This window comes from Streptomyces murinus (genome assembly GCF_002154555.1).
Classification (GTDB): Bacteria; Actinomycetota; Actinomycetes; order Streptomycetales; family Streptomycetaceae; genus Streptomyces; species Streptomyces murinus.
The window spans coordinates 1-10,834 of record NZ_MUNF01000216.1 but is presented as its reverse complement, the minus strand read 5'-3'; the positions used below and the strand labels follow the sequence as shown (position 1 = coordinate 10,834).

The 10,834-nt window shown below is 72.3% G+C and carries 7 protein-coding genes and 1 pseudogene; 6 read left to right on the top strand and 2 right to left on the bottom strand.

Annotated elements, in window-relative coordinates; genetic code table 11:
* A pseudogene (locus CCN72_RS15060) lies at positions 1–250 on the bottom strand (ATP-dependent helicase); the annotation flags it as partial.
* Positions 251–261: 11 nt separating this feature from the next.
* Between CCN72_RS15060 and CCN72_RS15055 the strand changes: the two are divergent.
* The 5 genes from CCN72_RS15055 (at position 262) to CCN72_RS15035 (ending at position 7,717) form a co-directional block, all read left to right on the top strand.
* Complete coding sequence (locus CCN72_RS15055; RefSeq protein ID WP_341868879.1) at positions 262–1,980, top strand: DEAD/DEAH box helicase; 1,719 nt, start codon at positions 262–264, stop codon at positions 1,978–1,980.
* Positions 1,981–2,214: 234 nt separating this feature from the next.
* Positions 2,215–3,747, top strand: a complete 1,533-nt coding sequence (locus CCN72_RS15050) for an SDR family oxidoreductase (protein ID WP_086807966.1) — start codon at positions 2,215–2,217, stop codon at positions 3,745–3,747.
* 124 nt (positions 3,748–3,871) lie between these two features.
* Positions 3,872–5,248 (top strand): cryptochrome/photolyase family protein, encoded by a 1,377-nt coding sequence (locus tag CCN72_RS15045; protein WP_086807967.1) that lies wholly within the window; start codon positions 3,872–3,874, stop codon positions 5,246–5,248.
* Between the two features lie 161 nt (positions 5,249–5,409).
* A complete protein-coding gene (locus tag CCN72_RS15040; protein WP_086807965.1) occupies positions 5,410–6,039 on the top strand; it encodes an RCC1 domain-containing protein in 630 nt (209 codons plus the stop codon).
* Complete coding sequence (locus CCN72_RS15035; protein WP_158101355.1) at positions 6,014–7,717, top strand: RCC1 domain-containing protein; 1,704 nt, start codon at positions 6,014–6,016, stop codon at positions 7,715–7,717. Before CCN72_RS15040 ends, CCN72_RS15035 begins: the two co-directional genes overlap by 26 nt.
* Before the next feature lie 88 nt (positions 7,718–7,805).
* On the opposite strand, the gene CCN72_RS15030 is transcribed toward CCN72_RS15035, so the two are convergent.
* Entirely contained in the window at positions 7,806–9,245 is a 1,440-nt protein-coding gene (locus CCN72_RS15030; protein ID WP_086807963.1) for an amino acid permease, read from the bottom strand.
* Positions 9,246–9,531: 286 nt separating this feature from the next.
* Here CCN72_RS15030 and CCN72_RS15025 point away from each other — a divergent pair, with 286 nt between their 5' ends.
* Positions 9,532–10,833 carry a purine-cytosine permease family protein gene (locus tag CCN72_RS15025; protein ID WP_086807962.1) on the top strand — a complete coding sequence of 434 codons (1,302 nt, stop codon included), beginning with the start codon at positions 9,532–9,534 and terminating at the stop codon, positions 10,831–10,833.
* Position 10,834: the final 1 nt, after the last annotated feature.

Genomic DNA, 10,834 nt, shown 5'->3' with positions numbered 1-10,834 from the left:
GCAGGGCGGCGGCTTCCGCCTCGGCGGTGAGGGAGCGGATCTCGGCGAGCGCGGTCAGGGCGCGGGCCCGCTTCTCCCGTCCGGCCAGCAGCATCCTGAACCGTCCGGCGGCGGGCTTCGCCTCGGTCAGCAGCGGGCCGAGGCGCTTGGCGAGGGCGACGGCCTCGTCCACGGTGCGCCGGGCGGCCGGACCCGCTTCCACCAGGACGTGCAGGGCTTCGACGAGGGCGGTGGTCGCCGGTTCCGGCCGCCCGGCGCACCGTGGACGAGGCCGTCGCCCTCGCCAAGCGCCTCGGCCCGCTGCTGACCGAGGCGAAGCCCGCCGCCGGACGGTTCAGGATGCTGCTGGCCGGACGGGAGAAGCGGGCCCGCGCCCTGACCGCGCTCGCCGAGATCCGCTCCCTCACCGCCGAGGCGGAAGCCGCCGCCCTGCCCGAGTCGCTGGCCCAGACCTCGGTGGACCTGCTGCGCGGCACCTCGTCCGACATCGCGGCCTGGGTGGACTTCGAGCTGCGCTCCGCCGAGTACTACGGCCTGCTCGCCGAGATCTCCGGCCGGCAGCCGGACGCGGCCGCCGCCGAGGGCTTCCTGCCGGACGAGGTCGCCGAGCGGGTTCGCACCCAGCGGCTCGCCGAGGAGCATCGGCGGGTCTCCCTGCGCGGCTACCAGGCGTTCGGCGCGCGCTTCGTCCTCGCGCAGCGCAAGGTGATCCTCGGCGACGAGATGGGCCTCGGGAAGACCATCCAGGCGATCGCCGTACTGGCACACCTCGCGGCCGAGGGGCAGAGCCACTTCATGGTCGTCTGCCCGGCGAGCGTCCTCGTCAACTGGACCCGGGAGATCGAGGCCCGCAGCACCCTGCGCGTCACGGTGCTGCACGGGCCCGACCGGCACGAGGCGTTCGCCGACTGGAAGGGGCGGGGCGGGGTCGCGGTGACCACGTTCGACGCGCTGCGCGGATTCCCGGAGCCGGGCGGCGGCGAGGTCGGACTGCTCGTCGTGGACGAGGCGCACTGTGTGAAGAACCCGAAGGCCAAGCGGTCCCAGGCGGTGGCCGGATGGGCGGAGCACTGTGAGCGCGCCCTGTTCATGACCGGAACTCCCATGGAGAACAGGGTCGTCGAGTTCCGCAACCTGGTCGGGATGCTGCACCCCGGGATAGCGGACTCCCTGGGAGAAGGGGACGCGCCGGCCGGTTCGGTCGCCTTCCGCAAGGCCGTCGCCCCGGTGTACCTGCGGCGCAACCAGGTGGACGTACTGACCGAACTGCCCAGCCTCCAGCAGTCCGACGAGTGGGAGCAGCTCAGCGCGTCGGACGAGGAGGCGTACCGGGAGGCCGTACGCGCCGGCAACTTCATGGCGATGCGCCGGGCCGCCTATGCGCGCCCGAAGGGATCGGCCAAGCTGGACCGGCTCCGCGAGATCGTCCGGGAGGCCGGGGAGAACGGGCAGAAGACCGTCGTCTTCTCCAACTTCAAGGACGTACTGGGCGTGGTACGGGACGAACTCGCCCCGGACACCGCCCTGTTCGGGCCGCTCACCGGAAGCGTCCCGGCCGCGCGGCGCCAGCAGCTCGTGGACGACTTCGCCGCCGCGTCCGGCCCCGCGGTGCTCCTGGCACAGATCCAGGCGGCCGGGGTCGGCCTCAACATGCAGGCCGCGTCCGTCGTCATCATCTGCGAACCCCAGATCAAGCCGACCATCGAACACCAGGCGGTGGGCCGCGCCCATCGCATGGGGCAGGTCAGACCGGTACGGGTGTACCGGCTGCTCGCCACCGGAGGCGTGGACGAACGCCTGGTGAAGATGCTCGCCGCCAAGACCCGCCTGTTCGACGCCTACGCGCGCCGCAGCGCCGTGGCCGAGGCGACCCCGGACGCGGTCGACGTGTCGGACACCGAGCTGGCCCGCCGGATCGTCGAGGAGGAGCAGGCACGGCTGGGCGTGACGGAGGAGAGCCCGCTGCAACCCAGCGAGTGACCCGAGTGACCCGAGTAACCCGAGTGACCGAGGGGGCCGCCCGCGACGTTCGTACATCGTCCCTGAGGTCCCGCCCGAGACCTCCGTGACGTCACCCGGTCGGCCACGTCACCCGATCGGCCCACGCCCCAGGCGCGTCCCCCCATACGGCCGCCACCCTGGAGTCAGCCGGGAGCGCGATCCGACGCACCGGGACACGAGCGTGGACGGGGCGGATCCGTGGCGGACGAGACAGTGGCCGACGACGCGCACGAGGACGCGCACGACGACGCGCACGAGGACGGCTCACCCGCCTGTCTGGTCACCGGCGCCAGCGGGTACATCGGCGGCCGGCTCGTGCCGGAACTGCTGGACGCCGGATACCGGGTGCGCTGTCTGGTCCGCACCCCGCACAAGCTGCGCGACCACCCCTGGGCCGGCCGGGTGGAGATCGTCCGGGGCGATGTCACGGACGCGGACTCGGTGGCACGGGCGATGGACGGCATGGACGTGGCCTACTACCTGGTGCACGCCCTCGGCACCGGCCGCGACTTCGAGCGCACCGACCGGCGGGCGGCCCAGGTCTTCGGCGAGCAGGCCCGCCGGGCCGGAGTGAAACGCCTGGTGTACCTCGGCGGGCTGACCCCGGCCGGAGTGCCCGAGCGCGAGCTGTCGCCGCATCTGCGCTCCCGGGCCGAGGTCGGCCGCATCCTGCTCGACTCGGGCGTGCCGACCGCCGTGCTGCGCGCCGCCGTCATCATCGGCTCCGGCTCCGCGAGCTTCGAGATGCTGCGCTACCTCACCGAACGGCTGCCCGTGATGGTCACCCCGCGCTGGGTGCACACCCGGATCCAGCCCATCGCCGTACGGGATGTGCTGCGCCTCCTGGTGGGCTGCGCGCGGCTGCCCCAGGACGTCAGCCGCGCCTTCGACGCCGGCGGTCCCGAGGTGCTCACCTACCTGGACATGATGCAGCGGTACGCCGCTGCCGCCGGGCTACCCAAGCGGGTGATCGTGCGCGTGCCGGGGCTCACGCCGGGCCTGTCCAGCTACTGGGTCGGGCTGGTGACCCCGGTGCCGACCGCCATCGCGCGCCCGCTGACGGAGTCGCTGCGGCACGAGGTCGTCTGCCATGAGAACGACATCGAACGGTACGTGCCGAGCCCGCCCGGCCACCCCCTCGGCCTGGACCGGGCGCTCGCCCTGGCGCTCCAGCGGGTCCGTGAGGCCCAGGTCGTCACCCGCTGGTCCTCCGCCGCCGCACCTGGTGCCCCGAGCGATCCGCTGCCCACCGACCCGGACTGGGCGGGCGGCAGCCTGTACACGGATGTGCGCGAGCGCGCGGCGGACGTACCGCCCGAGGCGCTGTGGCGGGTGGTGGAGGGCATCGGCGGGGAGAACGGCTGGTACTCCTTCCCGCTGGCCTGGGCGGTACGGGGCTGGCTCGACCGGCTCGTCGGCGGGGTGGGCCTGCGTCGGGGCCGCCGGGACGCGCGGCGGCTGCGGGTGGGCGACTCGCTGGACTTCTGGCGGGTGGAGGAGATCGAACGCGGCCGGCTGCTGCGGCTGCGCGCCGAGATGCGGCTGCCGGGCCTGGCCTGGCTGGAGATGCGGGTGGACGACGGCGACGGCGGGGTCCGGTACCGGCAGCGGGCGCTGTTCCATCCCCGGGGGCTGCTCGGCCATCTGTACTGGTGGAGCGTCTCGCCCTTCCACGCGGTCGTCTTCGGCGGCATGGCCCGCAACATCGTGCGCGCCGCCGCCCGCACCCGGGACGAAGCGAGATGAGCACCGGTGTCCGGACCCGGACCCGCTTCACCCGAACCCACATCCGGTCCCGCCGCGCCGCCGGGAGACCGCACCGCCCCCGACCGCCCCGAATAGGCTGACCGCCATGTCCGTCATGTCCGTCATGTCCGTCTCGGTCGTCCTGTTCACCTCCGACCTGCGGCTGCACGACCATCCGCCGCTGCGCGCCGCGCTGGCCGCCGCCGACGAGGTCGTGCCGCTGTTCGTCCGCGACCGCGCCGTCGAGGCGGCCGGGTTCGCCACCCCGAACCGCACCGCCTTCCTCGCCGACTGCCTGGCCGATCTGGACGCGTCCCTGCGCGAGCGCGGCGGACGGCTCGTGGTGCGCTCCGGCGACCTGGTGGCGCAAGTGTGCGGCGTGGCGGCGGAGGCGGACGCCGACGAGGTGCACCTGGCCGCCGCGCACAGCGCCTTCGCCACCCGCCGGGAGGACCTGCTGCGGCGGGCGCTGGCGGCCGACGGGCGGCGGCTGCTCGTGCACGACGCGGTGACCGTGGCCGTGCCCCCGGGCGAGGTGACCCCGGCCGGTTCCGACCACTTCGCGGTCTTCACGCCGTACCACCGCCGCTGGGCCCAGGCCGGGCTGCGTGCGCCGCTGGACGCCCCGCGCCGGGTGCCCGTACCGGACGGGGTGCAGGGCGAACGGCTGCCCGCCCGCGAGGACGTCACCGGTGTCTCGCCCGCCCTGCCGGCCGGGGGCGAGAGCGAGAGCCGCAAGCGGGTGAGCGCCTACTGGCGCACGGGTCTGGACGCCTACGACGACACCCGCGACGACCTGGCCGCCGACGCCACCTCCCGGCTCTCCGCGCATCTGCACTTCGGCACCCTGTCCCCGGTGGAACTGGTCCAGCGGGCCCGCCGCCACGGCGGTCCGGGCGCCGAGGCGCTGGTACGTCAGCTCGCCTGGCGCGATTTCCACCGCCAGGTGCTCGCCGCCCGCCCGTCGGTCGCCCGCGCCGACTACCGCACCAAGGGGGACCGCTGGCGTACGGGGCGGGCCGCGCGCGCCGACGTCGAGGCATGGCGGGAGGGCCGTACCGGCTATCCGGTGATCGACGCGGCGATGCGGCAGCTGCGCCACGAGGGCTGGATGCACAACCGGGCCCGGCTGCTGACCGCGTCCTTCCTGGCCAAGACGCTCTACGTCGACTGGCGGATCGGCGCCGAGCACTTCCTGTACTGGCTGGTCGACGGCGACATCGCCAACAACCAGCTCAACTGGCAGTGGGTCGCCGGAACCGGCACGGACACCCGCCCCAACCGGGTCCTCAACCCCATCGCCCAGGCCAGGCGTTACGACCCCGACGGCGGCTATGTACGCCGCTGGGTACCCGAACTCGCGGGCCTCGCCGACCGCTTCGTACACGAGCCGTGGAAGCTGCCCGGCGCGGAGCGGGCCGCGCTGGACTATCCCGACCCGATGATCGAGCTGTCCGAGGGCCTGGACCGGTTCCGCAGGGGCCGCGACCGGGGGAACTGACCTCGTCCATCTGAGGGCATAGACGTCCTAATGGTGAGTTACTGCCCAGCAATTCAGTGATTTCAGGTTTATGTCTGCTAAATCCTGATTGCGAGAAGGGTGGCGTGGATTTGGCGTCATCCCCCACCACCCCAGAAAGGGCAGTAGTGAAATCCACTTTCATGGGCCGCCGTCCGGACGCGCCCCCGCGGCTGTGGCGCGTGCTGCGGTCCGCCCCATGGTGTGTCGTCGCGTTGATGGCGGCGTTCGTGCTGGCGGTCTCCTCGTCCGGCGTGACACCCGCCGCCGCGGCCCCGAGCGGTGGTGACGTGTGGACATGGGGGCGCAACCAGTTCGGGCAGCTGGGCAACGGGACCACGTCGCCCAGCACCCAACCGGGCAGCACGGTGCCGGTCCAGGCCGATCTGCCCGCGGGCACCACGGCCACCGCGGTGGCCGGCGGGTACGGCTTCTCGGTGGCGCTGACCTCCACGGGCCAGGTCCTGGCATGGGGTCAGAACGACGTCGGACAGCTGGGTGACGGCACCTTCACCGACCGTACGACGCCCCTCCAGGTCCACCTGCCCGCGGGCACCACGGTCACGGCCATCGCGGCCGGCGACGACTACGTGCTCGCGCTCACCTCGAACGGCCAGGTGCTGGCATGGGGTTACAACGAGTGGGGCCAGCTGGGCAACGGAGTGACCGGCGGTGAGAGCGATGTGCCGGTGGCGGTGCACCTGCCCGCGGGCACCACGGTCACGGCGATCTCCAGTGGAGCCGGCCATGCCCTCGCTGACCTCCACCGGTGAGGTGCTGGCCTGGGGCGACAACGACTTCGGGCAGCTGGGCGACGGCACCACCGTCAACCGCAACGTGCCGGTGCCGGTCCATGTGCCCGCGGGCACCACGGTCACCTCGATCGCCGGCGCCGACGACCACAGCCTCGCGCTGACCTCCACCGGCGAGGTGCTGGCCTGGGGCTACAACGGCCGGGGCCAGCTGGGCAACGGCACCACCACGAACAGCAGTGTGCCGGTCCTGGTGCACCTGGCCGCCGGCGTCGTCGTCACCGCGGTCGCCGGGGCCCACGGGTTCCAGAGCTTCGCGCTGACGTCCACCGGCCAGGTCCTGGCCTGGGGCGACAACACCTACGGCCAGCTGGGCGACGGTACGACCACCCGCCGTACGGAGCCGGTCCCGGTCCATCTGCCGGCCGGCACCGAGGTCACGGCGATCACGGGCGGCGACGACCACACGGTCGCCCTGACCTCCACCGGCCAGGTCCTGGCCTGGGGGTACAACCGCTACGGCCAGGTCGGCGACGGCACCACCACCGACCGCACCGAGCCGGTCCCGGTGGAACTGCCCGAAGGCGCCGCCGCCACAGCTGTCGGCGCCGGCAACTACCACTCCCTCGCCGTCCTCGCCACCGAGGCCGCGGAGAGCACGACCACGCTGACCGCCGAGCCGACCACGGCCGCCCCCGGGCAACCGGTCACCCTGAGCGCGCACGTGACCTGCACCGCCGGTACCCCCACCGGTGACGTCGTCCTCTACGACGACGACACCGCCATCGGCACCGCCACCCTCGACCCCGACGGCACCGCCACCCTCACCACCACGGACCTCGCTCTGGGTGCCCACCGGATCACCGCCCACTACCAGGGTGACGGCAGCTGCCCGCCCTCGGTCTCCGAGCCGGTCTTCGTGGTCGTCGAGGAGGCACCGCACCCGTCCCTCGGCCTGACCAAGCGGGTGGCGTCGCCCGGCCCGTTCCAGGTCGGCGACACGGTCGAGTACGCGTACACGGTCACCAACACCGGCAACACCGCTCTGCACGAGGTGACCGTCACGGACGACCAGGCAACCGGCGTCACCTGCGATGCGACCGGTCTCGCCCCCGGTGCGATCACCACCTGCCACGGCAGCCATGTGATCTCCGAGGCCGACATCACCCCGTGCGAGCCCGCCGTAGGCGGCTGCGCACTCACCAACCTGGCACAGGCCACGGCATTTGAACCGGCCGGCCAGGAAGTCGCCAGCGAGCAGGTCACCGCCACCATCACCGTCCAGCAGCGGCAGGCCGCCGCACTGACCCTGGCCAAGCGGGTCGTCTCGTCCGGCCCGTTCCAGGTCGGCGACACGGTCGAGTACGCGTACACGGTCACCGACACCGGCGGCACCACCCTGCACGACGTGACGGTCCACGACGACCACATCGCCCACGTCACCTGCGACGCCACCACCCTCGCACCGGGTGAGAGCACGACCTGCCACGGCAGCCACACCCTCGCCCGAGCCGATCTCCAGGACTGCCACAAGGCTGCCAAGGGATACGGCGACGGCAAGGGGGACTGCGAGGTCTGCACCGTCACCAACACGGCGACCGCGACAGCCAACGACCCGAGCGGTCACCAGGTCGCGAGCGCGCCCGCCAGGGCCACTGTCACCGTGACCACGGAGAGCTCCGCACACCACGACGGCTGACGGTCCACGCCACCCGGGACGACAAGCCGCCCCGCACCCCGCGAGGGGAGCGGGGCGGCGGTCGTACGACCCGGTCCGATCGGCCGTGCTAGTCGGTGCCCGGCGCCGCTGCGGTGGCCGGCTCGGCCGCCGTCCCACGGGCCCGGCGCGCCGTCATCACCGCGTAGACGAGGACACCGGCGAAGAGGAACAGCGCGCCCTGGTACACCGCCGCGTAGCCGGCGCCCGCCATCAGCCAGATCGAGAAGGCGGCGGCGACCGAGGTGACCACCGCGTCCCGGACCAGCCGCCCCCGGTCCACCGAGTCGGCGCGGCCGGAGACGAGGTGGAAGAGCTGGGCGGCGGTGGCCAGCAGATAGGGGACGGTCGCGGTGAAGGTGGTGACGAGGACCAGGACCTCGAAGACCTTGCCGGAGCCGGAGAGGTAGTTGTAGGCGGTGAGCAGGGACGCCAGCACCACGGTGACGGCGACGCCGACCGTCGGCACGCCCCGGCGGCGCCGGGTGAAGGCGGCCGGGAAGAGCCCGTCGCGGGCGGCGGCGTACGGGGTCTGGGCGCTGAGCAGGGTCCAGCCGTTCAGGCAGCCGATCATCGACACCAGCGCGGCGAGCGCCACCGCCCAGCCGCCCCAGCTGCCGCCGAACATCGCGTTCACGGCGTCCGAGAAGGGCGCGGTGGAGTTGACCAGCCGGTGGTGCGCGACCGTGCCGAACACGGACAGCGTGCCCAGCAGGTACACCAGCGCGGCGCCCGCGGTGCCGATCACGGTGGCGCGGCCCACATTGCGCCGGGCGTTTTTGACCTCACCGGCGCTGACCGCGGCGGACTCCACCCCGAGGTAGGAGAAGAGCAGCAGCGCGGCGGAGGCGGAGACCGCGCCGATCGCGCCGTGGCCGCTGGAGTTGAACGGGCCGAGCCGGGAGGGGTCGAAGAAGAACAGCCCGCCGACCGCCACGAGCAGCAGCGGCACGAACTTCAGCACCGTGGAGACCAGCTGCACGGCGCCCACATAACGGGTGCCGGCGAAGTTGGCGAGCGCGGGCAGCCACTGGATCGCCAGCGCGGCCAGACACGCGGTCCAGCGGTGTCCGCTCACCGGGATCAGCACGTCCAGATAGCCGACGGCGGCCACGGCGAGCGCGGCGTTCGACACCCAGGTGGTGATCCAGTACGACCAGGCCGCGAGGAAGCCCGCGAAGTCGCCGAACGCCCCGCGGGCGTAGACGTACGGGCCGCCGGTGCGGGGATCGCGGGCGGCGAGCTTGCCGAAGGTCAGCGCGAGGGCGATGGCGCCGATCGTCAGCACCCCGAAGGCGACCAGGCTGACCGTGCCGTAGGGGGCGATGGAGGCGGGCAGCAGGAAGATGCCGCCACCGATGATGTTGCCCATGACCAGCGCGGTGGCCACGGGCAGCCCGAACCGGCGCGCGTGCCGGCTGCCGGGTGTGCCCTGGGGGTCCCCGGCGGGCGCCGCAAGGCTCTCCGAGGGGGCCGGAGCCGGCAGGGGAGCGGTTCCGGTGACGTGCATGGGTGGTGCGCCTCTCATCAAGCCGACGTCCCGGGATCGCCGGGACCTCGCCATGGTCGGCGATGCCCCTACCTGTCGCAAAATCGCCGTTTCTTGTCTCGTCCGGGTTTTCCGTCCACGGAAAAACTGAGCCGGAGGGCCCCTCGGACCGTCATATCTCCGGTGCCTCTCCGGCGCCGTAGGGGCCCGCGGTGATCGCCCGGGGTGTCGTCGTCCGCGCTCTCGTCACCGGGCCCGCGCCGGTGCACCATGTGATCCGAGTGACGCAACGGGCTCGGGAGGCGGCATGAGCGGGTCGGCGCAGGGCAGGGCGGCCGGGATCGAGGTCCGGTCCATCGACTACGTCCCGCTGAACGAGCGGCACGGCAAGCTGTGGCACCTGGGGCCCCTGTGGTTCATGTCCAACGCCCAGATCGCCACCCTGGCCGTGGGGCTGATCAGCATCACCGGCGGCGGCAACCTCATCTGGTCGCTGCTGGCCATCGTCGCCGGCACCGTCCTCGGCACCTTCTTCATGGCCTTCCACTCCGCCCAGGGACCCCAGCTGGGCCTGCCGCAGATGATCCAGTCGCGGCCGCAGTTCGGCTATGTCGGCGCGCTCCTGGTGTGGCTCTTCGCCTATGTGCAGTACGCCGGGTTCAACGTCTTCAACAGCATCCTCGCCGCCGACGCCCTGCACACCACGCTGCACGGCGGGGTGAAGCCATGGGTCCTCGCGGTCACCGTGGTCGCGCTCGTCATCGCCCTGGTGGGCTACGACATCATCCACAAGGCCGAACGGATCCTGACCTACGTCTTCCTGGTCGTCTTCGGGATCTTCACCGTCGGCATCCTGCTCACCCTGCACTACCCGGCCGGCTCCTTCGACCTCGGCGCCTTCAAGTGGACGCCGTTCCTCGCCCAGTTCGGCGTGGTCGCCGGCTACCAGATCAGCTGGGCCATCTACGTCTCGGACTACTCCCGCTACCTGCCGCCGGACGTGACCGTCCGCAAGACCTTCTACTGGACCTACTTCGGCTCCGCGCTCGGCGGCATCTGGATGATGGTCCTCGGCACCCTGCTCGCGGCCTGGGCGGGCGCGCACTTCGAGACCATCACCTCGATCGACGCCGCCGGTGACAAGGTCTTCGACGGCTTCGGCGCGATCGTGCTGCTCTTCGCCGCCCTCGGTCTGATCTCCGTCACCGCGCTCAACATGTACGGCGGTTCGCTGACCCTCATCAGCGCCATCGACTCGGTACGACGGGTACGGCCGACGCTCTCCGTGCGGCTGCTCACCCTCGCCCTCACCGCCGCGCTCTCCGTGATCGGCGCGCTCGCCGCCACCGCGCACTTCCTCGCCGACTTCAACGACTTCCTGCTGCTGGTCCTCTATCTGTTCATCCCGTGGACCGCGGTCAACCTCATGGACTACTACGTGGTGCGCCGGGGCCACTACGCGGTCGCCGAGATCTTCAACCCCCGGGGCATCTACGGCCGTTGGGGCTGGCACGGGATCATCTCCTATCTGGTCGGCTTCGCGGCGGGGCCCGCGTACAGGGTGCCGACGGAGAAGAAGGGGACCATGACCGCGAAGCCGACCAGATAGG

What these genes read in the sequence shown, in the direction of transcription:
- CCN72_RS15045 (WP_086807967.1), top strand. Translation starts at nt 3,872, where the DNA reads ATGTCCGTCTCGGTCGTCCTGTTCACCTCCGACCTGCGGCTGCACGAC.
- CCN72_RS15025 (WP_086807962.1), top strand. Translation starts at nt 9,532, where the DNA reads ATGAGCGGGTCGGCGCAGGGCAGGGCGGCCGGGATCGAGGTCCGGTCC.
- CCN72_RS15035 (WP_158101355.1), top strand. Translation starts at nt 6,014, where the DNA reads ATGCCCTCGCTGACCTCCACCGGTGAGGTGCTGGCCTGGGGCGACAAC.
- CCN72_RS15040 (WP_086807965.1), top strand. Translation starts at nt 5,410, where the DNA reads ATGGGCCGCCGTCCGGACGCGCCCCCGCGGCTGTGGCGCGTGCTGCGG.
- CCN72_RS15030 (WP_086807963.1), bottom strand. Translation starts at nt 9,245, where the DNA reads ATGCACGTCACCGGAACCGCTCCCCTGCCGGCTCCGGCCCCCTCGGAG.